We start from the raw sequence: 25,291 nt of genomic DNA on the forward strand, positions 1-25,291 counted from the left end.
CAAAATATAAAATGTTATGACAAAATCGCTTTGGATAAACCTTCCTGTAAAAGATGTAAATAAATCAAAAGAGTTCTTTACAAAAATTGGCTTCACTCCAAACGACAGGTATGGCGTTAGAGAAGACTCGGCCTCTTTAATGGTTGGAGAAGGTAATCTGATCATTATGCTTTTCGAGAAATCACTTTATGAAACTTTTGCAGGATCTGAAGTATCCGACAATATTTCGGGAACAGAAGTTTTATTCTCTTTTGATGCAGAAAGCTCCGAAGAAGTTGATGAACTGGCACAAAAAGTTTTAGATGCTGGAGGAGAGCTTTATGGCAAACCTGGCTATAAAGATGGTTGGATGTATGGCTGTGGTTTCGTCGATTTAGATGGACAAAGATGGAGTATTCTTTATATGGATATGGCTAAAATGCCATTGGGTTAATCGACCCGAATATTTTATTTTTAAAACAAAGTATGCTTAGTATTTGCTTTTTTATTAAGAAACATCCGAAAATTTAGAAATAAATATCATGGAAAAGAAACCCTTAATCGTAGAAAGCGTATATGATGTACCAACTGAAAAAGTTTGGAATGCATTAACAGACAACAGTGAAATTAAAAAGTGGTATTTCCAATTGCAGGATTTCAAACCTAAAGTTGGTTTTAAATTCGATTTTTTAGGTGGCCCTGATGAAGGTCCTCATTTTTTGCATTTGTGCGAAATTACCCAAATTGAAGAAGGAAAAAAGATTGCTTACACTTGGAAATATGACAATTATCCTGGCAATTCAGAAATTACCTGGGAACTTTTTGAAGCTGGAGATAAAACCAGATTAACTTTAACGCATACTGGTTTAGAAAGCTTTGCCGAAAACGGAAAAGATTTTAGCAAGGAAAGTTTTAAAGGCGGCTGGAACTATTTTCTAAATGATGCCCTAAAAAAATATCTGGAACCAGTAGATTAAAAATTATTTAGGTCGCAGTTACTAACTGCGACTTTTTTTTATACTTCTCTACGAATCTCAAGTTCGACAAAAACTTCTTCTACAGGCTCTACCTTCTGTTTTCTAATTAGCCAAACCAGATATAAAACTAAAATGAAGGTGCAGATAACCGAGCCTTCTATCCCAAAGTTTCCGCCAGAGAATGTTGCGTTTCCAACTGGCCTTGATACCATTAAACCTGGAGCATCTATACCGCTAACTTTAAAACCTAGTAAAGTTCCCTGGCAAAAATTCCATCCAAAATGCATCCCAACACTCCACCAAATATTTCTTTTTTGCAAAGTAATTAATGCGAAAACTATACCGCATAGTGTAATATTTATCATTGCAAATACAGAAAAATTGGGGTTTGAAATGTGAATTAGACCGAAAAGTAATCCGTTTAGAAATATTGAAACCCAGATTTTGTATCGCTCTGCAAAAACCACCAATGGAAAGGTTCTAAAAACAAATTCCTCAGAAATGCCTACAAAAATAAAAAATATTAGATAACTCAAAATTGAGCTCACTTCAAATTTAGTATAAAAGAAATCTACATTCCCGTTGATAAACATTAGGCCCGTACAAGCCAGAATTAAAGCTAGGCCGATTCCAGTACCTTTTAAAAAGCCTGATAGCAAATTGTTTTTAACGACAAATACACGTTCAAAATTTCTGGTTGGATAAGTTTGAAATATCATAAACAATGCTCCAATCGCCATAAACGTAAGTGATATTTCGCTAAAGAACAAACTCGGCAAACTTCCCTCTTGAAATTTAAAAAGCGGCAATTGGGTTAAAAAACCAACGGGTATCGCCCAAAGAAATAAGTAGAAAACAAAAAGTAAAAGCCTTATTATTGGTTTCAGAAGATAGAAGAATTTATGCTCCATTTGAAGAGAATTGTTTTTTCAAAAGTTCGACAACAGTTTTGTCGGTTTTGAATGTAATTTCATCTATTAATAAATTTTCTATTTTAACCCAGCGAAAAGACTGTAGAATTTCACCCTGCCCATCAAAATCATAAATTTTTGTTTTAAAGGCAAGCTGAAGAGGCGCTTTCTCTTTAACCAAATAATAAACGCTAATAACCTGACTATCGTTAAATGAAGATTTCTCAAAAAAATCAGTAGTGTAAAAATGAGCGGTTACATCAATCTCTGCATTACATTCTTCAACAAATTCTCTTTTTAATCCATCAATTAATCCTTCACCAAGTTCCAAGCCTCCACCAGGAAACTTACTGAAACGAAAGCCATACTCCTGTTCATCACTAACCAAAACTTCATTATCTTGATTAATTAGCAAACCATAAACCCTAACGTTAAAGTAACTCATTTTCGAAATGCTTTTTGTTTCTAATTACAATTTCTGGCGTCCAAACAATTTCATTTTTAAAAGCCTCGGCTCTTACAGGGCATTCGCTCATGTGGCAATAATGGCAGCATTCTGGCAAGCAAGGATCTGCATGAATAAACAGTTCTGCCTTACGAACGCCATTTTTATTAATTAATTCATCGATTTGAGAAATCTCTTTATGCACTTTATTCAAATCGAAATAATAGGGCAAGGTAACATGACAATCGATGTGAAATTCAGGTCCATATTGTTGTGTACGAAGGTTGTGAACATCTATCCAAGGTTTATGTCTGTTCTTTTGTAAAACATCAACAACCTCCTCTAGCAAAGTAAAATCACTTTCATCCATCAAGCCACCAACAGATCCACGGGTTAATTTATAACCAGAATACACGATGTAAAACCCTACAATGAAGGACAATAGACTATCAAACCAAATTATATTTGTCAGTTGAATTAAAATTAAGCCTATAACAATTGCCCCACTTGTATAAGTATCAGTAAGTAAGTGTTTTCCATCCGCTATCAAAGTTATAGAATGCTCGTCTTTACCTACATTAATCAAGTAAAAACCAACAATCATATTCACTAAGCCCGTGATCCCAATGATTAATGTTCCCTCCAGCAATTGCCCTACCGCGTGAGGATAAACTAAATTGTATGAAGATTTGAATATAATAATTACACCAGCAATCAAAATTAAAATCCCTTCCACAAAAGCAGAAAAGAACTCTACCTTGCCATGTCCGTAAGGATGATTTTCGTCTCTTGGTTGCGTGCTTAAATAGATGCTGTAAAAGGCAAAACTGCCAGCTATAACATTAACAATACTTTCTGCAGCATCCGTTAAAATAGCGTTTGAGCCTGTTATAAAATAAGCTACAAACTTTGCAAGCATTAATACAACACTCACTACCAACGAAATAATTATAGCTTTCTTTTTAACTGTCACGACGATTTTTTTTCAAAAATACTGTTATCATATAAATTAAATGATAAAAACTATTGCTTTTTTAGTGCAGAATAATATTTGGTTTATATATTTGCGGTCAAAGTAATTAACCATGAGCACCTTATCCAAAAGAATCAACAGTCTATCAGAATCTGCAACCTTAAAAATGACCAAATTAGGTCGTGAATTAGCTTCAAAAGGAATTAATATAATCAGTTTGAGCGTTGGCGAGCCAGATTTTAATACACCAGACCACGTTAAAAATGCTGCAAAAAAAGCATTAGATGAAAATTATACACGTTATTCGCCAGTTCCAGGCTATCCAGATTTACGCCAGGCAATCGTAAACAAGCTTAAAACCGAAAACAATTTAGATTACGACATTTCTCAGATTGTTGTTTCTACGGGTGCGAAACAATCACTTTCTAATGTGATCCTTACTTTAATAGACCCTGAAGATGAGGTAATTATCCCTACGCCATATTGGGTATCTTATTCTGAAATGGTTAACCTTGCAGAAGGAAAGTCGGTTTTTATTGATACGGATATTGATAGTAATTTTAAAATTACACCAGCACAATTGGAGGCTGCTATAACCCCAAAATCAAAACTTTTCATGTTTTCATCGCCTTGCAATCCTACAGGTTCTGTTTACAGTAAAGATGAATTGGCAGCATTAGTAGAGGTTTTCGAAAAACATCCAAACATTTATATCCTATCGGATGAGATTTATGAACATATCAACTTTGTTGATAAACATGAATCTATTGCGCAATTCGACAGCATTAAGGAGCGTGTAATCATCGTAAATGGTTTCTCCAAAGCATTTGCTATGACTGGCTGGAGATTAGGTTATATCGCAGCAAACAAGGAAATTGCAGCCGCTAACGATAAACTACAAGGTCAAACTACTTCTGGAACTTGTTCTATAGCACAAAGAGCAGGCATTGTAGCTTACGAGCAAGGTTTAGAAAGTGTTTTAATAATGAAGGAAGCATTCCTTCGTCGTAGAGAACTGGTCTATAATTTATTAAATGAAATACCAGGTGTAAAAACCAATCTTCCAGATGGTGCTTTCTATTTCTTCCCTGAAATAAGTTCTTTCTTTGGCAAAAAAGATGCTGATGGAAATGAAATCAAAGATTCATCAGACTTAGCTTTATATTTATTAAATGTTGGTCACGTAGCAACTGTTGGTGGCGATTCATTCGGTAATAACAACTACATCCGTTTATCATACGCAGCATCAGACGAGAGTTTGGTTGAAGCACTAAAAAGAATAAGAGAGGCATTAGCAAAATTGAAATAATTAACAGTTATTCTTAGTAAAAGCCCTTCGTTATTGATTAGCGAAGGGCTTTTTTTGGTAATTACATCAAAAAATGTGTTGGATTCTGTAAAAACACTCATATTTTACTATTTTAGCAGAGCTTTTCTTAGAAAAAATGCTAGAACATAAAATCACAATGTATTTCAGCGATAAAACTGAAAGAAACTTATGGTTGATTTTTCGTTTAGAAATTATATTGAGGTTATCTTATTTCACTAACCTCTACAACGGAAAACGTCTGTCTAAATTTGATCATAATTATTTAGTCGAAATTTTTAATTACTTTAAAAAAAAACTACCGCTAATATTTAATTGTACTATCTTAACACCCAAGTATTTTCCCTTAATCACATCATCCTATAATGTTCAAATCTTTCGCCGGAAAAGTCCAAAAATTTAGTACCAATTTAAGCATCTTTAGGCTTTTAAAGCTTATCTGGGAAGGTTCTAAACAATGGTTTATAATCTCAGTTGGTTTTATCCTTTTAGAAAGTGGGTTGTTTTTTTCTTCACTTTACGTATTAAAGCTTCTAATAGATAAAATTTCTAAATACAATGTTTCTAGCATACAGCACGAGCCAGAAGTAATTAAATACATTGTGCTAGCTGCCATATCAGCAGTTCTTTATACGTCCGTAAAAGCAATTTCAACCTATATTACAGAAATACAATCTGGAAAAGTATCCGAATTTATAGATGCTAAGATCCATAGTATAGCTACCAATTTAGATCTTTCTTTTTATGAAAGCCCTGGGTATTTCGATATTTTGAAAAGAGCAAGAGATATGGCGACAGATCGGCCTAATATAATTGTTTTCACAATTGTTGATATTGCAAAAAATATATTAAGCCTGATTTTAATAGCATCGATGTTAGTAGCTATAGATTGGCGTTTATTTCCAATATTGGCACTTTTTGTTATCCCAACATTGTGGGTGAGAATTAAGTTTGCTGACAGTCAAAATATCCTTCGTTTGTCTCAAACTGCATTAGAGCGAAAATCGAACTACTTTAGTACATTATTAACTTCAGATATTCACGCAAAAGAAATCAGAAGTTTTGGCTTGGGAAATTACCTCAGAAAGTTATATGTCGAAATCCGTTTATTATTACTTTCTGGGCGGTTGAAAATAAGCAAGCAGAGAACTTATAAAGAATTAATTACATCCTCAATTGCTACAATTGGCTTTTTTGCATGCATAGCATACATTGCAATTGGAAGTATACGTGGTGTAACAAGTGTTGGAGATATTACATTATTTCTTGTCGCATTTCCGCAAGCATTCAATTTCATGCAAAGCCTATCTGCCAACATATCAGCGCTTTACCAAAACAACATTTTCGTTAAAAGTATTTTTGAACTGTTCGATTTAAAGAATAATTTAGTAGAATCAGATCATCCTAGGTCTATCCCAGCAGATCATGAAATTGATTTAGAGCTAAAAAATGTTGATTTTACTTATCCTCATGCAGACAAAAGAACATTAAATAATATCAATTTAAAGTTACCTGCAGGTAAAATCATTGCCGTTGCAGGCAGTAACGGAGCAGGGAAATCTACATTAATTAAATTGCTATGCCGTTTATACGATCCTACTTCAGGTTCTATTACACTAAATGGCAATGATATTAAACATTTTAAAAGCGATGAATACAGAAAACAGATTTGCGCAGTTTATCAAGATTTCGGAAAATACAATCTTACTGTTCAAGACAATATTCGTTTTGGCGATATTCATAACGAAAGAAAGCAAACAGAAGTTTTTGAAGCAGCAAAAAATTCTGGAGCAGATTTATTTATAGATAAATTCCCTCAAAAATATAAAACTGTTATGGGAAGAATTTTTGATGACGGACATGAAGTCAGCATTGGTCAATGGCAAAAATTAGCAATTGCAAGGGCATTTTTCAGTAATTCCAGATTTGTTGTACTAGATGAGGCCACCAGTGCTCTGGATGCAAATGCAGAAAAAGAATTGTTTGATTCGTTTAGAGAACGAATAGGTAATCGGGCAGCTTTAATTATCAGTCACAGACAATCGGCGATTAAACATGCTGATTATATATATTTTTTATCTGGTGGTAGTATAACAGAATCTGGAACTCACGAAGAGCTTGTAGCTAAAAAGGGTGATTACTATAATTTATTTAATGATAATTAATTTCTCTCTCACCTGATGAAAAAGATAGTAATCGTAAGTACAAGTATAGATGATTGGGGTGGCAGCGAAGAATTATGGGGAAGGAGCATTCCTTTTTTTCAAGATGCTGGGTTTGAGATCACCGTTATTAAATCTTTATTAGACAGAAATCATCCGCAACTCAAAAAGCTAATTGATAGAAATGTTAAACTTTTGGAATTCGGCCGTGAAAAATCATTTGCAAAAAAAGCCTTAAAATTAACATCTAAATTCTTGAATGATGCTGCCATCGCACTAAAGCTTAAGCCTTATCAAGGAGAACGGTTTAAAAAATTTAAAAGCCTGATAATAAACGAAAAACCTGAATTGGTAATCTTTTCGCAGGGGATAAATTTTGATGGACTAAAGCTTGCAAATGAATGCTTGGTTCTAAATATTCCTTATGTTATCGTTTCACAAAAAGCTGTAGACTTTTATTGGCCAGAAACTAGCGATCGGAAAAGTATGAGTAATACTTTGCAAGCTGCATTAAAAACTTATTTTGTTTCAAAACACAATTTGCGCTTAACTGAAGAACAATTTGGACAGCGTCTATCGAACGCAAGTGTAGTTTTTAACCCAGTTAAGCTCTCTGGGAATTTAGTTCCGTACCCCAAGGATAGGCTTACTTTTAAATTTGCTTGTGTTGGCAGATTATTTTTACTAGATAAAGGTCAGGATATTCTCATTAGGATATTATCAGAAGAAAAATGGAGAAATCGTCCTGTTAGTATATCATTTATTGGTAAAGGCGTAGATGAAGTAGCGATAAAGGATTTAGCAAAACTACTTGGTGTTTCCAATATAGATTTTAAAGGGCAGGTTGATGATATTGAAAATATGTGGCAAGACTATCACGCTCTTGTACTTCCATCAAGATGCGAGGGTCTGCCTTTATCAATGGTAGAAGCTATGGCTGCAGGAAGACCTGTTATAATCTCAGATGTTGGGGGAAATACCGAACTTGTTGAAGAGGGCGTTACTGGTTTTATAGGTTATGCTAATGAACAATCTTTCGGACAAGCCATGGAACGGGCTTGGGAAAGATTAAACGATTGGGAAGAAATTGGCAAAAATGCAGCTAATCATATTGCAACTGTTGTTCCGAAAAGGCCTGAACAACATTTTGCTAATTCTATTTTAGAACTTTTAAATCATTGATGTGAGCATGGTTTTAGACATAGAAAAGGCTATTTATGATGGTGTAAAATACCTACATCAACACCAACTGCCAAATGGCGAATTTTGTTGCTATATAGGTTGGGGCGATGATTCGATGCAAATTGCAATTCACGATAGTAGTGTGTTTCCAACTTCATTGATTGGTTTTTCACTACTTAACTTAAGGCATATTCCAGAAGTTAAGGAAATACACGAACGCTGTGTAGGCTTTCTACAATATCAAACTTTAAGAGGTGGTATATGGCCTCATTTTACATCCTGGACTCCCTTATTCAAGCTTTGCCCACCTGATGTTGATAATACTTCTTGCGCTTCAAAATTACTACAAGCATTAAACAAAGATTATCCTGCAAACAGGAAAATGTTATTGCTAAACCGAACAAAATCTGGCCTATTCTATTCTTGGTATACATTACGTTTTAACTGGGTGCGGAGTAAGGATTACTGGCTTTTGTGTTTAAGAGATTTTAAATATCCGATTAAAGCGCTTCTTTTTTGGAAAAATGTAGAAGCAAAAAGATATGATGTAGATGCTGTTGTTAACGCCAACGTTTTATATTATCTCGGTTTAGATGAAGATACGAAAGCAATTATCCCCTATTTAATTAAAATAATTGATGATAAAAAAGAGGAAAGCTGTGATCTTTGGTACTTAAACCCATTTACAATTTATTATTTCTTTTCGAGGAATTACAAAAACTACCCTATTGAATTAGTAGCGATAAAAAACCCAATAGTTGAGCGCATATTGCAAACAGCTAACGATGATGGTAGGTTCGGCGTATCTATACTGGATACCGCTTTGGGAATTATATCCCTTCTGAATTTAGGCTCTAATAGCCCAGCTATAGAAAGTGGAATAAAATACCTTCTTAAAACTCAAGAAAAGTATGGAGAATGGCCAAGATGGGCCGTATATTATGGCGGACCAAAAAAACTTCAATGCTATGGCTCAGAAGAATTAATAACTGGATTCTGTCTGGAGGCATTGTCTGCATATAAATTAAGTACGAATGAAAATATTTAATACCATTCGTTCTCAAGAGTGGTGGACATATAAATTGCCACCTCTACTAGCAATAGGTTACGCTACTTGCACATTCTCACCAAAGTCACTTTTAATAGTTGCACCTCATTTAGCGATCATCTTAGTGTCGCTGGTTATTGGTGCAATATATGTTAGTGTAATTAACGACATTACTGATCTCAATGAAGATTTAGCAAGTGGAAAATCGAACAGAGTTCAAAATATACCCCCAAAATTAAGATGGGTTATACCCATTGGATGTTTATTGATAGGATTAGGTTTTGAATATATATATTATCCCGATTTATTATCCTGCTTTTTATATTTAGGTTCTTGGGTGGTATTTAGTTTGTACTCTATAAAACCATTTAGATTTAAAAATAGGGGGATTTTAGGCGTATTTTGTGATGCCTCTGGTTCACATCTTTTTCCTAGCCTACTGATGATTTCTAGTGTGAGTTACCTTACCAAGCAGGAAATAAACTGGTGGTGGTTTTCATCAACTGGAATATGGTCCTTGTGCTACGGTTTTAGAGGTATTTTATGGCATCAATTTGTAGATCGTGATAACGATCTCAAAGTAAATCTTAATACTTATGCAAGTAGAATAGAACCAAATAAATTTATATATAAAGAAAGGCTAATTTTTGTAGTTGAAATCATATCGCTAGTTTTTATGTTTTATCAACTTAAACTCAGTATACTTTATGTTGGTATTGTTTTTTATTTTCTAGTGGTTGCTGCAAGATATATAATATATAAGAGTGAGGTTATTCTGATATTAACGAATAAAAAAGCCATTTTCCAAATTTTGATGAGCGATTATTATCAAACATTTCTACCTCTCTCTCTTTTAATATACTTCTCATTAATTAATTATCTAAATATAATAGTACTCATTGCTCATATTTTGCTTTTTCCTTACCCGATAAAACAAGTATTACAGGATTATTGGAGGTTATTAAAATTTATGAGAAGAAAGAAAGCTAATAACTAATCTAAAAAGGTAAAACACAATAAACCTAACAATGATAAAATCCATACTGAAAAATTTAGCAGGTCCTGCATATCAATACTCAAAAATTAGTGGGGATGATTTATTTAGAAAAAAAAATAGCACGCTTAATATTCAAATTCACATGATTTTTCGATGCATAAGTACTAATTGATCTTAAAAATAAAAAAATGCAGAATTTGAAACAATGTCTTCATTAATAATGTTTCTGAAATAATAATTATGTCATTATACCAACGAACAATCGGATCATTTAACATTATTAAAAGATTTTGTGCAGTCACTCCTACTCACTTTAAGTTGATTTTATTTAAATGTGGAAATTTTAAAAAATTAAGATGGCCAAATTACTCATTACAATTTTTAATTTTAGCAGTAGCACCTTATCTTTATCGAGGAAAAACTGAGCAATAGTTTTACAATTATCCCCTTATAAATCTATCTTAATGAATACCGAGAATCTTGTTACCGTAATTATTCCAACATTCAACAGAGAACCGAAGCTTGCAGACGCGATAGAAAGCGCTATAAATCAAACATATAAGAATATTCAAATTATAGTTATCGACGATGGCTCTATAGATAATACGTCCCAACTTATCAAAAAATATCCTAACGTAGAGTATCATTATAAGAAAAATGGAGGGCAAGCTTCTGCTAGAAATTTAGGTTTAAAATATGCAAAGGGCAATATAATAGCCTCTTTGGATTCTGATGATATGTGGTATCCTGATTTTTTAGAAACTTGCATAAAAAAAATGTCAGGTGAGGATTTGGATTTTGTTTTTGCAAATTGGGATCAGGATACAAAATATGGCGACACTTGGGATTTCCTATCAAAAGATCCGTTTTTAATCCCATACTTCCCAAAGGAACAGGATAATTGGGTTTTACTAGAATATAATGAACTTAGAGACTTATATCTAAAATCGTGTCCTTCGCCATCCTCGTCTGTTGTTATTAAACGTTCTTCAATATTAACAGGTTGGGATGAGGAAATGAATATTGGCGACGATTGGTGTATGTATCTAGAACTAATTTTATCAAAACCCTGCCGTGCTGCCTTTACACTGCAAAAATTATGGAAAAAGCGTGTTGATGAAATTAATATTTATGATGGCAGAAAATGGAGCGAGGTTTTAGAATTTTTATATATAGCTGATGTAAAAGCTAAAATTTTAAAATTTGAGAAACTTTTAAAACCAAATGAACGTAAAATTCTTGATGAAAGGTATATGAGTGGTTTAGTTGAATTTGCTAAGCACAATCTAATTCGGGAATTAAATTTTAAATATTCTCTTAATTTAATGGTAAAATCGTTTGCGATAAATATTCCATTTACATTGGGGCAAATTCCAAAAGTTTTTATGAAAGGTTTACAAAGAAAAATAAACCCTCAACAAAAACTCAATCCTTAAACCATTATCCGCATTCTAAGCCATAATTATTTCCTTTTAGAGTATTTTTATAGCTTAGAATATATCCTCTCCTCTCTAGCTTCTAATTGCTTCAACAGGATCTAATCTCGATGCCGAATATGCAGGCCAGAAACCTGATATTGTGCCTATTATTACAGATATGCCAATGCCTAGTGTAATGTTATTTAAGCCAAGGATAATGTGAAAATCGGTTATAGCTCCTATTGCCAGGGCGAGTAAATAAACGAGTAATAATCCAAGCAAGCCACCCAAAATACATAGCGAAATTGCTTCGAATATAAACTGTAAAAGAATAAAATATCTTTTAGCACCAAGCGATTTTTGAATACCTATAATATTAGTGCGTTCTTTTACCGAAACAAACATAATATTAGCAATACTGAAACCACCGACAAGAATAGAGAAACCTCCGATTACCCAGCCAGCGATATTAACAACATCAAACATTTTATTAAGCTGATTAGAAAGGATTGTTGTTTTATTCAAGGCAAAATCATCTTCCTGGTTGGGCCTTAACCTGTGAATTGATCGCATTAAACCCTGCAACTCACTTTCTACTTCTTCTAATGATACATGATCAGATCCTCTAACTGTAATCTGTGGATTATAGCGCTCATTCTGTACATCCAAAATTCCCTTAGCAAAATTTATAGGCAGGTTAACACTTTTATCTAATGAGGTGCCTAACATATCTTCGCCTTCTTTTACGAAAACCCCAATTACGGTAACTCTCCTACCTAAAACTTGTACTTGTTTTCCAATAGGTTCTTCATCACCAAATAAACCCTCTGCAATTTCGGCTCCAATTAAGCAAACTGGCGTACCGTTATTGCTTTCATTTTCAGTAAAATAACGTCCAGATTGCAGTTCAAAATTCCATGTTTTATTAAAATCCTGAGAAGCTGCAGAAATAGAAACCCCTTCAACTGAACCACTTCTATATTTAATAGTTCTATTACCTGTAGAAATTTCAAAAGTTATACCATCAGCATTGCTCATTCTTTCTTTTAAGGTTTCGAAATCCCTAATTGATGGTTGCGGACGGTTTGCGTATTTCCACCATGGATAATTATCGCCAAAGCTCCATGGCCATTTCTGAATGTAAATTGTGTTCGAACCAAGCTTATCGACACTCGATTGCAATTTACCACGAAAGGTATCCACACCAGAAAACACAAAAATAATTACAAAAATACCAATAGTTATCGCCAGGAGCGATAACATTGTACGTAACTTGTTTTGGCGTAATGCATCAAATGCAAAACGAAAACTCTCGCCTATTAGCCTGAAAATTATCATAATTATCTGTTAGATGCAAAGAAGTGAAAAAGGTTACAGTTCATTATCAAAACTAATTAATTTTATATCTATTAAACATTTTTTTAATTGTATAAGCATATTAAAACATAATACACTATAATTGCGTTTGATAAAATACGAAAAAGAAGAATTAAATTCGTATTTTTGCACCTCAAAAAATTCATCAAGAATGAAATTATCACAATTCAAATTCAACTTACCAGAGGCACTAGTGGCTAACAATCCAGCTGAACAACGCGACGAAGCACGTTTGATGGTTTTACACAAAGACAGCGGTAAAATTGAACATAAAATTTTTAAAGACGTTTTAGGTTATTTCGATGACAAAGACGTTATGATATTAAATAACACAAAAGTTTTCCCTGCTCGTTTATATGGCAATAAAGAGAAAACTGGTGCTACAATCGAGGTTTTCTTACTTCGTGAGTTAAATAAAGAACTACGTTTATGGGATGTTTTAGTGGACCCAGCTCGTAAAATCCGTGTTGGTAATAAATTATATTTCGGCGATGACGATTTGTTAGTTGCTGAGGTTGTAGATAACACTACATCTCGCGGCCGTACAATCCGTTTCTTATTCGAAGGAACTGATGAAGAATTCAGAAAAAACGTTGAAATTTTAGGCGAAACTCCACTTCCTAAATATATTAAACGTAAAGCTACTGCTGAAGATAAAGAACGTTATCAAACAATTTTCGCGAAACACGAAGGTGCAGTTGCAGCTCCAACTGCAGGTTTACACTTTAGTCGCGAATTAATGAAACGCCTTGAACTTAAAGGTATAGAATTTGCCGAAGTTACCTTACACGTTGGTTTAGGAACTTTCAGAACTGTAGAAGTTGAAGATTTAACTAAACACAAAATGGATTCTGAGCAATTTATTATTGAGCAAAAAGATGCTGATATTGTAAATAAAGCTTTAGAAGAAAAAAGAAGAATTTGTGCCGTTGGTACAACTTCAATGCGTTCTATCGAATCGGCTGTTTCTGCAAACAGAACTTTAAAAGCTGCTAACGACTGGACAAGTAAGTTTATCTTCCCTCCTTACGATTTCAGTATTGCAAACTCGATGATAACCAATTTCCACACACCTGAATCTACTTTATTAATGATGGTAAGTGCTTTTGGCGGTTACGAAAACGTAATGAATGCTTACGAAGTTGCAGTAAAAGAAAAATATAAATTTTATAGCTATGGTGATGCCATGCTAATTATCTAAAATCGATTCAAGTATTAAGTATCGAGTATCGAGACTAAAGTCTATACTTGCTACTTGATACTAAATACTTGATACTTTTGATGATGAAATATTACGCTGTAATTGTAGCAGGAGGTTCGGGAAATCGAATGCAAACTGAAACCCCAAAACAATTTCTATTGCTTAATAACCTTCCGGTTTTAATGCACACTATAAAGGCTTTTGCGCAAAGCGATTCTCAACCAAAAATTTTAGTTGTATTACACACCGACCAGCACAATTACTGGCGAAGGCTTTGTAATGAATTTAATTTTAACATACCGCACGAAATTATTGCTGGTGGCTCAGAGCGATTTAATTCTGTTCAGAATGCCATTAAAACAATTAACGAAGATTGCTTCGTAGCAATACATGACGCAGTTAGACCATTAATTTCAAAACAGCTTATAGATTATAGTTATAAGCAAGCTACTGAATTAGGAAATGTAGTTGTTGCAGTACAATCTAGCGATAGTGTTAGGCTTTTAAAAAATGGCGAAACATCTGCCATTAAAAGAAATGAGGTTTATCTGGTACAAACCCCTCAGGTATTCGATCTATCAGTTTTGAGAAGTGCATACGAGCAAGACTTTGAATTAGCCTTTACAGATGATGCAAGTGTTGTAGAAGCACTTGGAGAAAAAATAAATATTATCGAAGGAGAAAGAAACAACATAAAAATAACCTACCCCATCGATTTAGAATTGGCAGAAATGTTAATTAATAAAAATACCCTTTAAATTATAAAGGGTATTTTTATTTTGTTTAGGCAGCTCTGCCTATAACCTTAAGTAATATTGCTATAACAGCTATCACAAGTAGAACATGAATAATTCCACCTACATCACCAAAGCCGTGAAATACAAAACCTATAACCCATAGTATTACCAATACTACCGCTACTAAATACAATAAATTCCCCATAGTGTTAATTTTTTAAGTAAATATTGAAGTATTAACACACACGATAATCTTTTGTTTAAAAAATGTAAAGATTTATTTTGATCTCGCCATTTGCCTCTATTTTCATCGCTTATAAAATAAAATGCAAAAAAAAAGCTCCCGATTTTCATCGGGAGCTTCTTAGGCTTTCTTTAGTATTCATCCTCATTAAAGAAGAAATCTTCTTTAGTAGGATAATCTGGCCAAATTTCCTCTATTGTTTCATAAGGCTCGCCGTCATCTTCTAATGCCTGTAAATTCTCGATAACTTCTACAGGTGCTCCAGAACGGATACCGTAATCAATTAACTCATCTTTTGTTGCAGGCCATGGTGCGTCTTCCAGGTGGGAAGCTAATTCTAGTGTCCAATACATATCTTCAATTCAATTAAATTCTTATTCTTAATATTTCGCAAAGTATATTAAAATTTCTGAGCAAAACAAACTTATTTTTCCACCATTAAACACGAGGTATCCAAATGTTTTCTTCTGCTCCGAAATCAATATTCAGTTTTCGTGCCAAAACAAATAAATAATCGCTCAAACGGTTTAGATAAACTGTTACGCGTTCATCTACAAAACTATTTTCTGCAAGTTCTACAGTTAAACGTTCTGCCCTTCTGCAAACACATCTGGCAATATGACAGTAGGAAACTACCGTATTACCGCCTGGTAAAATAAAATGCTTTAATGCTGGCAAGCTTTCGTTCATAGCATCCATTTCGTTTTCAAGCAAAGTAACGTCGCTATCATGCAAATCAGGAATCTTCATTTTAGATTTTTCAGGGTCGGCTGCCAAAGAAGAGCCTACCGTAAATAATCGATCCTGAATCTCTTTAAGTAATTGCTGATGATGGGCATCGATGTTCTGGCACATAATTAACCCGATGTACGAATTTAATTCATCAACGGTTCCGTAAGCTTCAATACGTAAATGATATTTTGCAACACGAGTGCCACCAATTAATGATGTCTGGCCTTTATCGCCAGTTTTTGTGTAGATTTTCATACCCTTAATCCCTAAAGGGAAATTATTATATAAAATCCTAAAAAGTCCCCGTTGGGGATTTAGGGATTAATTTATTTTTTCCCAATCGCTTCCGCTTTCTTTTAAAGCCTGCAAGCGTGGTGAAACATTTTTTATATCGGTATTCAAGTAATCATTCTCTATCAAACCATCACGCATACGTACAATTCGGTGTGCATGTTGAGCAATATCTTCCTCATGCGTTACCAAAATAATTGTATTTCCTTTGCTATGAATTTCTTCGAGCAAACCCATAATTTCGATAGAGGTTTTGGTATCTAAGTTACCCGTTGGCTCATCGGCAAGAATAATAGAAGGATCGTTAATTAATGCTCTGGCAACAGCTACACGTTGACGCTGACCACCAGAAAGCTCGTTGGGTTTATGATCCATACGATTTCCTAAACCTACATTTTCTAATGCCTTAGCAGCGCGAGCATCTCGATCCTTTTTACTGTTTCCTGCGTAAATTAGCGGCAATGCTACGTTATCTAAAGAAGTTGAGCGCGGTAAAAGATTAAATGTTTGAAAAACGAAACCGATTTCCTGATTGCGAACTTCAGCTAAAGCATCATCCGTCATGTGGCTTACGTCCGTTCCGTTTAATATATAAGTTCCACTCGAAGGTGTATCTAAACAACCCAAAATATTCATCAACGTAGATTTACCTGAACCAGAAGGACCCATTAACGCTACAAACTCACCTTTGTTTATATCTAAACTTACTGATTTTAAAGCATGAATTACCTCTGAACCGATAACGTATTTACGTCCAATTTCTTTAATGGTGATGAGTGGTTGCGACATAGTTTTTATTTTTTAGACAAGGGTAATGGTTAAGATGTTACAAGCGATTTTAAAAAACATCAATTATGTTACTAAACGCAGCTTAAATTTTAACCAATTAATTGAAGCTTATTTCTCAATGATTTTTGGAACCATAAAAAACTCATCTGTATGTTTTGCTGCATTTTTCAAACCATCGGCAGTAGAAATTTCCTGTTTAACAACATCCTCGCGCCACACATTTGTAGCTTCATTCATATAAACCAAGGGTTTAACAGCAGAAGTATCTAGTTCGTTTAATTTTTCCATAAACGATAAGATCTTATTCATTTCAGGAATGAGGGTTTCAACCTCTTTTTCATCAATATGAATCCTTGCCAAATCGGCTATTTTGTGAATGGTCTTTGCGTCTAAATTCATATTATAAAAGTTTGCTATCAATCAATTTAAAAACCTTTTCTTTTAATCCATCTGTATCACCATCTGTTAGCTGAGATGTATTTATTGGTTTGTGGACGTAAATATCGCAAATTCCAGGCTTACTTCCATACTTAGCACCGTCATCCCAGTTAATTTTCCAAACATTGGTTATACTTACTGGCACTAAAGGAATATTTTTTTCTATTGCAAGGCGAAATGGACCATTTTTAAACTCGCCAAGTTTTGGTGGGTAGTGATCATCTATTTTGCCCTCTGGAAAAATGATTAAACTCATTCCCTTTTCTAAATTTTCGCCTGCTTTTTTAAAAGCCCTGAATGCTGATATTTTACTATCTCGTTTTACAGATATATCAATAGTTTTAAAAAATATGCCTAATACAGGGTTATTTAATAATTCATCTTTGCCCATAAAATGATACCGTCCTTTTGCCAAAATGCAAAATATCATAATATCTAAATTAGATGTATGGTTGGCGCAGTAAATATAAGTTTGCTTGTTATCTAATGGCTCTTCAAATTTATAAGAGAAAAATACCCCTGCAAATAAACTACATAGAAAGCTATTTGCCATTCGGCAAAAATTTAATATCCCATAATACTTCGGATTTTTAGACGTAATTATATAAATCGGATAAAAGAGTGCAAAGAAAAACAGTATCCAGAAAAGGTACCAAACGCGATGTAATTGCCTAAAAAATTTTATCATAGATTGTCAAAAATATAAAATAGTTTGATAATTCATTATGATATAAGCTCACGATCTCAGTGCTGATCAGATCATAATCATTTTATTTTCAATTACATTAATCACATCAATAAAAGAGCACATTACTATAATAACTATCCGTAGTAAATAATATCTGTATCCAGTACTTAGCCAGGTGTTCGCCAGTGTAAACCCAGTTCCTAACACCGACGCTAACCCAAAGATGACCTTAGAAATATTTGACGATAAAATGGATATGACCACAAGGTGCAGGTATTGATTAACCTAGGAGAAGATATTTTTTTTATGATATAAAATTGAATCTATACTATAGTTTGATGGCTTTTTATTTTTAATTTCGTGCCATTATGAAAGAAACAGTGGTGAGTGGCATCAGGCCAACAGGAAAGCTACATTTAGGAAATTATTTTGGCGCAGTAACTAACTTTGTAAAAATGCAGTACGATTACAACTGCTATTTTTTTATTGCCGACCTCCATTCTTTAACTACACATCCAGTACCTGGCGATTTGCATGGTTATGTAAGACACGTTTTAGTAGAATATTTAGCTTGTGGCATTAATCCTGAAGAGGCAACAATATATATCCAATCCGATGTACCAGAGGTTTCTGAGCTTTATTTGTACCTGAATATGAATGCTTATTTGGGCGAATTAGAACGCAGTGCATCTTTCAAAGAGAAAATTAGAGCAAATCCCGATAATGTTAATGCTGGTTTATTAACCTATCCGACCCTAATGGCGGCAGATATTTTAATTCACAAGGCTACAAAAGTTCCTGTTGGTAAAGATCAGGAGCAACATTTAGAGATGACCAGGAATTTTGGAAATCGTTTTAATAGAATGTATAATACCGATTTATTCCCAGAGTCGTTTGCGTTTAGTTATTCTGAAAATTTGGTAAAAGTGCCAGGTTTAGAAGGTAAAGGTAAAATGAGCAAATCTGACGGTGATGGAAATTGCATTTATTTGTCTGATAGTCCAGAAATTATTCGCAAAAAGGTATCTCGTGCGGTTAGCGATAGTGGCCCGACGGAAGAAAACCAGGCAAAACCCGAAGCTATTCAAAACCTATTCGATTTAATGAAAATTGTTTCTACTCCTGATACGGTTGAGCATTTTGACGGTTTATACAACAAAATGCAAATTAGATACGGAGATATGAAAAAACAGCTTGCAGAAGATATGATTATTTTTAACTCACCAATAAGAGAACGAATTGAAGAGTTATCTAAAGATGATTTATATTTAAGACAGGTTGCTAAACACGGTGCTTTAAAAGCTCGAGAAAGTGCGCAGAAAACCATTAAAGAAGTTCGTAACTTAATTGGGTTTAAAAGTTTTTAATTTTATTTAATAGATTTGAGATAAGAGACTTTAGATGAGCGCTTAAAACCCTTCATTTTCCTTCTTACATATTTCACATCTTACATCATTATATATGCACATAGCAATAGTAGGAAATATAGGCGCTGGTAAAACAACTTTAACTGGTTTGTTGGCAAAAAATTATGGATGGGAAGCTTTATATGAAGCTGTTGATAACAATCCGTATCTCGAAGATTTTTATAGCGACATGAAACGCTGGAGCTTTAACCTTCAGATTTATTTCTTAAACAGTCGTTTTCAACAAATTACAGACATCGAAGTAAATAAACGTAATGTTATTCAAGACAGAACGATTTATGAAGATGCACATATTTTTGCTGAAAACTTACACGATATGGCTTTGATGACTACCCGTGATCACGATAATTACCGTGCTATTTTCGATAATATTACATCGTTTATTAAACCTCCAGATTTGCTGGTTTATTTACGTGCTTCTGTGCCAACGCTTGTAAATAATATACAACGCCGAGGCCGCGAATATGAAGCTGGTATTCGTATCGATTATTTATCTAAACTGAACGAGAAATATGAAGCCTGGATTAAAGGCTACGATCTTGGTAAATTATTAATTCTTGATAAGGATAAATTGGATTTCACTAACAATCCTGAAGATTTAGGTACGGTAATTCAATCTATAGAAGCCGAAATAAACGGATTATTTTAATTTTTTTAAGCTGCAAGAAAAAATAATTCAAAATTGTTACCCTGAACTTTGTAAGAAATCTAAACTTTTATAACACTGTAAAACACTCTTTATCAATCTCATATAATTATGAAGAGTTACATAATCAGTCAAGGTTTTTTAAGTAAAATTATCAATCTGTAAACGATGGAAAAAGATTTCGAACATGATAAACCAGAAAACTGGAAATGGGGTATTTTCTATTTTAATAGAAACGATTCAAGATTTATCATCAGAAAACGAATTGAAGTTTTGGGGTGGACACTTAATTTTGCACATCCAATTTCCTATATTATTTTGGGGTTAATTTTTGCTTTTGTAGCCTACAGGCTCTATCAAAAAAATATATGATAGATAAAAAATCAGTTATCGGGATAATTCCTGCTCGCTTTGCCTCTACCCGATTTCCAGGCAAGCCATTGGTAGATATTGCTGGCAAAAGCATGATACAAAGGGTGTATGAGCAGGCATCCAAAGCAGAAAGTTTATCGAAAGTTGTAATTGCAACCGACGATGAACGTATTGTTGAAGAAGTTAAAAGATTTGGTGGCGAGTATGTAATTACAGCTTCAACACACCAAAGCGGAACAGATAGATGCGCTGAAGTTATTGAGCAGCTTACTGGTTTTGATATTGTAATTAATATTCAGGGTGACGAGCCTTTTATAGAACCTGCACAAATAGATTTACTTACCAGTTGCTTTGTTGAAGAAAAAGTTCAGCTGGCAACCTTAATAAAACCGATAGAAAGTCAGGAAAGTATTTATAATCCAAACAGTCCAAAGGTGGTAATTGATATAAACGGCAGGGCAATGTATTTCAGTAGAAGCCCTATTCCTTTTATTAGAAATGGAGAACCAGGTGTTTGGGCAGAAAAACATCAGTTTTACAAACACGTTGGTATTTACGGTTACCGAACAGAATCTTTAAAAGAGATTACAAAATTAGCACCATCCTCATTAGAAATTGCTGAAAGTTTAGAACAGCTTCGCTGGATTGAAAACGGATTTTACATCCAAACAAAAATTACAGATTTAGAAACTGTTGCTATTGATACACCAGAAGACCTTAAAAAGTTGAATAAGCTTTTAAAGGCTTTGAAATTAGAGTAAATGGTACGAAGCAATTTCTTTATTTGAGATTGCTTCGTGGCTTAATATAAGGATTTTAGCTTACCACCAACTCCATTTGGATATTGCAACGTGTATATGGCGTAGGTTTGCCAGCAACCTTTTCAAAACCTAGTTTATGATAAAGGTTAATGGCGGGCTTAAGAATAGTATTACTTTCTAAATAAATTTTAGAAGCACCTAATTTTTTTGCTAATTCTATAATTGCGCTAGAAAGTAAAAAACCTATATTTTTACCTTGTGCTTTCGGAGAAACAGCCATTTTTGCCAACTCGAAGTCGTATTCTTCATCATCCATTTTAATCAACGCACAAACACCTAAAGGTTCGCCATTGTAAAGTGCAACTAAAATATGTCCACCATTATCTAAAATATAGCCTTGCGGATGATCTAAAGCTTTGTAATCAGATTCTTCCATTTTAAAATATGCTGATATCCACTCTACGTTTAACGCCCTAAATACTTCCTGGTATTTTGGCTCATAAGCAACAATTTCAACTTGCTCGCTATCTCTAAGTTTTTTCTTGTCTTCCACTCTTTTTAATAATGTTTTTTGTTCTAATAAAAATTCCCACTCACCTATCGCTTCCCAAAGTTTGTTTTGCGTTTGTGCCGATAATTCTTCAATAGCCGCATTAACATCAATTAACTGGTTAGTAACCTTATCCGAAATGATCAAACCTTGTTTAGAAAGGCTAACTACATTCCGTCGCCCATCACTTTTATCTTTCTTTTCCAATACATAACCTTTCTTCAACATCTCGCTGATTATTTTGCTTACGGAGGGATGTGAATGACCAATCTCTTTAGCTAACTCCGTAATGGTTTTCTCCTCTCCTTTTGATAGAGAATAAAATACGGGGAACCATTTGGGTTGCATATCTATATCGTAAAGTTTATAAATCTGTGCTGCGTCTTCGGTAACCTTGTCGGTTAACATTCTTAATCTACTTCCAATAGCAACCTTACCTATTTGTTCAAAAAAGCTCATATATTAAATTAATTACGTAACTGATTACGCAATATTACAAAAAAATGTTTTCAATTGGATAAATTAAATTATTTTTAGAAAACGATATACTAAGAGGAGGTTTTTATACTTATTGCTTTTCTTATTTATAGCCAAAAACGGAATAGCTCAAAAGCCATACGGAATCTTTTTAAAAACAAATTTATTAAATCTGATTGCTAAGCTACCATCATTTTCTATTGAGAAAACTATCGCACTAAAATATGGCCTGGAACTTTCTTATAACACAGGAGTATTAAACTGGGGAAGAGATTATGAATATAACGGATTTTTACTGCGAGCAAAAATGTATGCTTATGAAATAAAACAACATGAGATTACGCCTTTTTTTGGAATATATACAGGAAACTTAAACAAAACAATTGTATCAAATAATGCCTACGTTCATCCTACTGGATATTTATCTTTGGAAATGATAGAAACTTCAAGGCGAATTCCATCCGTTCGGGTATTAATATTGGGTTTCTGTATATTCCAGCTAAAAGATTTTTTCTCGAAACAACTACTGGAATAGGTTATGAAAAATATTTCAACATAGAAACATTTCAAGGAAGCGATGCTCCAAAAGGATATTTAGATTTTCAATTAGCTTTATCAGTAGGTTATTCTTTATAATTCGAACTAAAAATTTGATAAAACTCTAAAATTCGTATTTTCGACCATGAGAAAATTATCATTACTTATCATTACATGTGTTGTTGTTCTATTTGCTTGTCAATCAAATAAAAAAGAAAAAGCAGAATCCATAGAATTTAAGAATGTAAATTCGAGCATAGGTAAATCATTTTCAAATTTAAAGACATTAGATACATTTAAAATTGAATTAACTGGCAGAAAGCCAGAAGATATGGTTTTAAACTTCAGCATCAAAAATGCTGAAGGCATCGAAATTTACAATGCGAAACTAAAAGGTACTGAGCTTTTGGGTAGTACAGATCCCAACATCGATTTATCGAAAGAAAAAGATCAAATTATTTTTCTTAAAACAATAGCTAACGACTTTTTTAGTGATGATAATTTTCTAGAACCTGCAGTTATGCCAGATGATAAAGCTGATAATTACACCCCAGATAAAGCGCTTTATGAGGAATTAAAAAAATCGGGTTTAAATGGCTTTAAGTATCGTTTAGGAAAAGAGAACAACATTTACATTGCCTGGAGCGAAAAAGAAAAGAAGGTAAAGATTTATTACAATTGTTGTTAATTCACTTTTTATATCTACTAATTATCTTCTTAACCCCCATCACAAAAAGCACAAATTATCATCATAATTTAAAGCGAAAAACGAAACTGATCTTAATAATTGTTATCGACTTAGCTTTACCAAAAAATGTAATGCAACAAAACAATTTTATAATCCATTAAATAACATTGCTTTATCATTTTTAAAATTACCGAGTTTTATTTCTGCTTGAACGACTAATTTTACTACCTTTGTACCCCGTACAAAAAGCAACATTTTTTGCCTTTGTTGCATAAATTCACAAACATGACTAAGTATATTTTTGTTACGGGCGGTGTTACTTCCTCTTTAGGTAAGGGCATCATATCCGCTTCTTTAGCTAAACTTTTACAGGCACGAGGTTATCGTGTAACCATTCAAAAATTCGATCCGTACATTAATATCGATCCAGGAACATTAAATCCATACGAGCACGGTGAGTGTTTTGTTACGGAAGATGGTGCTGAAACCGATTTAGATCTTGGTCATTACGAACGTTTCTTAAATGTTCCAACTTCGCAGGCAAACAACATTACAACAGGTCGTATTTACCAAAACGTAATTAGCAAAGAGCGTAAAGGTGAGTATTTAGGTAAAACTGTACAGGTTGTTCCGCACATTACCGATGAAATTAAACGTAATATGCGTATTCTTGGTGATAGCGGCGATTACGACATTGTAATTACGGAGCTTGGTGGTACGGTTGGTGATATCGAATCTTTACCGTTTATAGAAGCTGTTCGTCAGTTTAAATGGGAAGAAGGCAATTCGAATGCAATTGTAATTCATTTAACTTTAGTACCTTATTTAGCGGCGGCTGGAGAGTTGAAAACAAAACCAACACAACACTCGGTTAAAGCCTTGTTAGAATATGGTATTCAGCCCGATATCCTGGTTTGTAGAACCGAACATCACTTAGGCCCTGATTTGAGAAAAAAAATCGCCTTATTTTGTAACGTTAATATCAACGCAGTTGTCGAATCAATGGATGCATCTACAATTTATGATGTGCCTTTGCTGATGTTAAAAGAACAATTAGATAAAACTGTTTTAGCGAAATTAAAATTACCGACTAAAAACGATCCAGATATGGAAAGCTGGAAAGATTTTCTTGGTCGTTTAAAAAATCCTACAGCTGAAGTTAAAATTGGCTTGGTTGGAAAATATGTTGAATTACCTGATGCTTATAAATCGATTATAGAATCTTTTGTACATGCTGGTTCTAAAAATGAATGTAAAGTAAAAGTAGAATATATTCACTCTGAAGGCATTTTCCCTGATAATGTAAAAGAGAAATTAGGCCATTTACAAGGTGTTTTAGTTGCACCAGGTTTTGGTAGTCGCGGTATTGAAGGTAAAATTGATACAATTAAATACGTTCGAGAAAATAACATTCCTTTCTTTGGTATTTGTTTAGGTATGCAATGTGCCGTAATTGAATATGGCCGTAATGTTTTAGGCTTAAAAGGCGCACATACGGTAGAAATTGAAGAAAATGCTGAAAATCCTGTAATCAACATGATGGAGGAGCAGAAAAAAATAACAAATAAAGGCGGCACAATGCGTTTGGGTTCTTATCCTTGCGACATTAAAAAAGGCACAAAGGCTTTTGCTATTTACGGTAAACAACATATAAACGAGCGCCACCGTCATCGTTACGAATTTAATAATGCCTATTTAAAACAATACGAAGAAGCAGGAATGATTGCCTCTGGTATTAATCCTGAATCGGGCCTTGTTGAAATTGTAGAATTAAAAAGCCATCCTTTTTTCGTGGGCGGCCAGTTTCACCCAGAATTAAAATCAACAGTAGCAAATCCTCACCCACTTTTTGTTAAATTTGTGGCTGCTGCAATGGAGTATGCTAAAAAGAAAACTAATTAACTGCAGCATAAAAAT

Annotated in this window: 28 protein-coding genes; 17 read left to right on the top strand and 11 right to left on the bottom strand. The window is 33.8% G+C overall.

What is annotated here, in order from left to right:
• Positions 1-16: 16 nt before the first annotated feature.
• Both ACZZZI_RS17855 and ACZZZI_RS17860 read left to right on the top strand, forming a co-directional pair.
• A complete protein-coding gene (locus ACZZZI_RS17855; RefSeq protein WP_463490405.1) occupies positions 17-433 on the top strand; it encodes a VOC family protein in 417 nt (138 codons plus the stop codon).
• Positions 434-521: 88 nt separating this feature from the next.
• Positions 522-956 carry an SRPBCC family protein gene (locus tag ACZZZI_RS17860; protein ID WP_463490406.1) on the top strand — a complete coding sequence of 145 codons (435 nt, stop codon included), beginning with the start codon at positions 522-524 and terminating at the stop codon, positions 954-956.
• Positions 957-994: 38 nt separating this feature from the next.
• On the opposite strand, the gene ACZZZI_RS17865 is transcribed toward ACZZZI_RS17860, so the two are convergent.
• The 3 genes from ACZZZI_RS17865 to ACZZZI_RS17875 are packed head-to-tail and all read right to left on the bottom strand — an operon-like array spanning position 995 to position 3,285.
• On the bottom strand, positions 995-1,867 hold the full coding sequence (locus ACZZZI_RS17865) for a lysostaphin resistance A-like protein (protein WP_463490407.1): 873 nt from the start codon (positions 1,865-1,867) through the stop codon (positions 995-997).
• Complete coding sequence (locus ACZZZI_RS17870; RefSeq protein ID WP_463490409.1) at positions 1,857-2,312, bottom strand: NUDIX domain-containing protein; 456 nt, start codon at positions 2,310-2,312, stop codon at positions 1,857-1,859. The genes ACZZZI_RS17865 and ACZZZI_RS17870 overlap by 11 nt, the downstream gene beginning before the upstream one ends.
• A complete protein-coding gene (locus ACZZZI_RS17875; RefSeq protein ID WP_316758793.1) occupies positions 2,299-3,285 on the bottom strand; it encodes a cation diffusion facilitator family transporter in 987 nt (328 codons plus the stop codon). Before ACZZZI_RS17875 ends, ACZZZI_RS17870 begins: the two co-directional genes overlap by 14 nt.
• Positions 3,286-3,397: 112 nt before the next feature.
• Here ACZZZI_RS17875 and ACZZZI_RS17880 point away from each other — a divergent pair, with 112 nt between their 5' ends.
• From ACZZZI_RS17880 to ACZZZI_RS17905, 6 genes are all read left to right on the top strand, one after another.
• The gene (locus ACZZZI_RS17880; RefSeq protein WP_463490411.1) at positions 3,398-4,594 is read left to right on the top strand and encodes a pyridoxal phosphate-dependent aminotransferase; all 1,197 of its coding nucleotides are present in this window, start codon (positions 3,398-3,400) and stop codon (positions 4,592-4,594) included.
• Positions 4,595-4,977: 383 nt separating this feature from the next.
• Positions 4,978-6,777, top strand: coding sequence for an ABC transporter ATP-binding protein (locus tag ACZZZI_RS17885; protein ID WP_463490413.1), 1,800 nt, complete (start codon positions 4,978-4,980; stop codon positions 6,775-6,777).
• 15 nt (positions 6,778-6,792) lie between these two features.
• Positions 6,793-7,956: a glycosyltransferase gene (locus tag ACZZZI_RS17890; RefSeq protein WP_463490415.1), complete on the top strand. Its 1,164-nt coding sequence runs from the start codon at positions 6,793-6,795 to the stop codon at positions 7,954-7,956.
• A 7-nt stretch (positions 7,957-7,963) separates the two neighbouring features.
• Positions 7,964-9,004 carry a hypothetical protein gene (locus ACZZZI_RS17895; RefSeq protein ID WP_463490417.1) on the top strand — a complete coding sequence of 347 codons (1,041 nt, stop codon included), beginning with the start codon at positions 7,964-7,966 and terminating at the stop codon, positions 9,002-9,004.
• Positions 8,991-10,001 (top strand): UbiA family prenyltransferase, encoded by a 1,011-nt coding sequence (locus ACZZZI_RS17900; protein WP_463490419.1) that lies wholly within the window; start codon positions 8,991-8,993, stop codon positions 9,999-10,001. Before ACZZZI_RS17895 ends, ACZZZI_RS17900 begins: the two co-directional genes overlap by 14 nt.
• Positions 10,002-10,465: 464 nt before the next feature.
• Entirely contained in the window at positions 10,466-11,437 is a 972-nt protein-coding gene (locus ACZZZI_RS17905) for a glycosyltransferase family 2 protein (RefSeq protein WP_463490421.1), read from the top strand.
• 75 nt (positions 11,438-11,512) lie between these two features.
• Here the strand turns inward: ACZZZI_RS17905 and ACZZZI_RS17910 are convergent, their stop codons facing one another.
• Complete coding sequence (locus tag ACZZZI_RS17910; protein WP_316758777.1) at positions 11,513-12,757, bottom strand: ABC transporter permease; 1,245 nt, start codon at positions 12,755-12,757, stop codon at positions 11,513-11,515.
• Positions 12,758-12,947: 190 nt separating this feature from the next.
• Here ACZZZI_RS17910 and queA point away from each other — a divergent pair, with 190 nt between their 5' ends.
• Positions 12,948-13,997, top strand: coding sequence for a tRNA preQ1(34) S-adenosylmethionine ribosyltransferase-isomerase QueA (gene queA, locus ACZZZI_RS17915; protein ID WP_316758775.1), 1,050 nt, complete (start codon positions 12,948-12,950; stop codon positions 13,995-13,997).
• An 80-nt stretch (positions 13,998-14,077) separates the two neighbouring features.
• Positions 14,078-14,755 carry a 2-C-methyl-D-erythritol 4-phosphate cytidylyltransferase gene (locus ACZZZI_RS17920; RefSeq protein ID WP_316758772.1) on the top strand — a complete coding sequence of 226 codons (678 nt, stop codon included), beginning with the start codon at positions 14,078-14,080 and terminating at the stop codon, positions 14,753-14,755.
• A 25-nt stretch (positions 14,756-14,780) separates the two neighbouring features.
• Here the strand turns inward: ACZZZI_RS17920 and ACZZZI_RS17925 are convergent, their stop codons facing one another.
• The 6 genes from ACZZZI_RS17925 to ACZZZI_RS17950 all read right to left on the bottom strand — a co-directional run bounded on the left by ACZZZI_RS17925 (position 14,781) and on the right by ACZZZI_RS17950 (position 17,781).
• Positions 14,781-14,939, bottom strand: coding sequence for a lmo0937 family membrane protein (locus ACZZZI_RS17925; RefSeq protein WP_109924584.1), 159 nt, complete (start codon positions 14,937-14,939; stop codon positions 14,781-14,783).
• A gap of 170 nt (positions 14,940-15,109) precedes the next feature.
• The gene (locus ACZZZI_RS17930; RefSeq protein ID WP_010603503.1) at positions 15,110-15,331 is read right to left on the bottom strand and encodes a DUF2795 domain-containing protein; all 222 of its coding nucleotides are present in this window, start codon (positions 15,329-15,331) and stop codon (positions 15,110-15,112) included.
• 85 nt (positions 15,332-15,416) lie between these two features.
• Complete coding sequence (locus ACZZZI_RS17935; protein ID WP_316758767.1) at positions 15,417-15,965, bottom strand: cob(I)yrinic acid a,c-diamide adenosyltransferase; 549 nt, start codon at positions 15,963-15,965, stop codon at positions 15,417-15,419.
• Positions 15,966-16,031: 66 nt separating this feature from the next.
• On the bottom strand, positions 16,032-16,790 hold the full coding sequence (locus ACZZZI_RS17940) for an ABC transporter ATP-binding protein (protein ID WP_316758765.1): 759 nt from the start codon (positions 16,788-16,790) through the stop codon (positions 16,032-16,034).
• A 108-nt stretch (positions 16,791-16,898) separates the two neighbouring features.
• Complete coding sequence (gene gatC / locus ACZZZI_RS17945) at positions 16,899-17,189, bottom strand: Asp-tRNA(Asn)/Glu-tRNA(Gln) amidotransferase subunit GatC (protein ID WP_316758763.1); 291 nt, start codon at positions 17,187-17,189, stop codon at positions 16,899-16,901.
• 1 nt (position 17,190) lies between these two features.
• Complete coding sequence (locus ACZZZI_RS17950) at positions 17,191-17,781, bottom strand: lysophospholipid acyltransferase family protein (RefSeq protein WP_344764007.1); 591 nt, start codon at positions 17,779-17,781, stop codon at positions 17,191-17,193.
• Between the two features lie 503 nt (positions 17,782-18,284).
• Here ACZZZI_RS17950 and trpS point away from each other — a divergent pair.
• The 4 genes from trpS to kdsB all read left to right on the top strand — a co-directional run bounded on the left by trpS (position 18,285) and on the right by kdsB (position 21,122).
• Positions 18,285-19,283, top strand: a complete 999-nt coding sequence (gene trpS / locus ACZZZI_RS17955; protein WP_316758758.1) for a tryptophan--tRNA ligase — start codon at positions 18,285-18,287, stop codon at positions 19,281-19,283.
• Positions 19,284-19,377: 94 nt separating this feature from the next.
• Positions 19,378-19,992: a deoxynucleoside kinase gene (locus tag ACZZZI_RS17960; protein ID WP_316758757.1), complete on the top strand. Its 615-nt coding sequence runs from the start codon at positions 19,378-19,380 to the stop codon at positions 19,990-19,992.
• Positions 19,993-20,157: 165 nt separating this feature from the next.
• Positions 20,158-20,361 (top strand): DUF5808 domain-containing protein, encoded by a 204-nt coding sequence (locus tag ACZZZI_RS17965; protein WP_344764009.1) that lies wholly within the window; start codon positions 20,158-20,160, stop codon positions 20,359-20,361.
• A complete protein-coding gene (gene kdsB, locus ACZZZI_RS17970) occupies positions 20,358-21,122 on the top strand; it encodes a 3-deoxy-manno-octulosonate cytidylyltransferase (protein ID WP_463490427.1) in 765 nt (254 codons plus the stop codon). The genes ACZZZI_RS17965 and kdsB overlap by 4 nt, the downstream gene beginning before the upstream one ends.
• Before the next feature lie 55 nt (positions 21,123-21,177).
• Here the strand turns inward: kdsB and ACZZZI_RS17975 are convergent, their stop codons facing one another.
• A complete protein-coding gene (locus tag ACZZZI_RS17975; RefSeq protein ID WP_463490429.1) occupies positions 21,178-22,131 on the bottom strand; it encodes a bifunctional helix-turn-helix transcriptional regulator/GNAT family N-acetyltransferase in 954 nt (317 codons plus the stop codon).
• Positions 22,132-22,243: 112 nt separating this feature from the next.
• On the opposite strand from ACZZZI_RS17975, the gene ACZZZI_RS17980 reads away from it, so the two are divergent.
• The 3 genes from ACZZZI_RS17980 to ACZZZI_RS17990 all read left to right on the top strand — a co-directional run bounded on the left by ACZZZI_RS17980 (position 22,244) and on the right by ACZZZI_RS17990 (position 25,276).
• On the top strand, positions 22,244-22,684 hold the full coding sequence (locus ACZZZI_RS17980) for a hypothetical protein (RefSeq protein ID WP_463490431.1): 441 nt from the start codon (positions 22,244-22,246) through the stop codon (positions 22,682-22,684).
• Between the two features lie 147 nt (positions 22,685-22,831).
• Complete coding sequence (locus ACZZZI_RS17985; RefSeq protein ID WP_463490433.1) at positions 22,832-23,374, top strand: hypothetical protein; 543 nt, start codon at positions 22,832-22,834, stop codon at positions 23,372-23,374.
• A 285-nt stretch (positions 23,375-23,659) separates the two neighbouring features.
• Positions 23,660-25,276 carry a CTP synthase gene (locus ACZZZI_RS17990; RefSeq protein ID WP_316758745.1) on the top strand — a complete coding sequence of 539 codons (1,617 nt, stop codon included), beginning with the start codon at positions 23,660-23,662 and terminating at the stop codon, positions 25,274-25,276.
• Positions 25,277-25,291 lie beyond the last annotated feature (15 nt).

It is taken from the genome of Pedobacter sp. AC190, assembly GCF_979258025.1.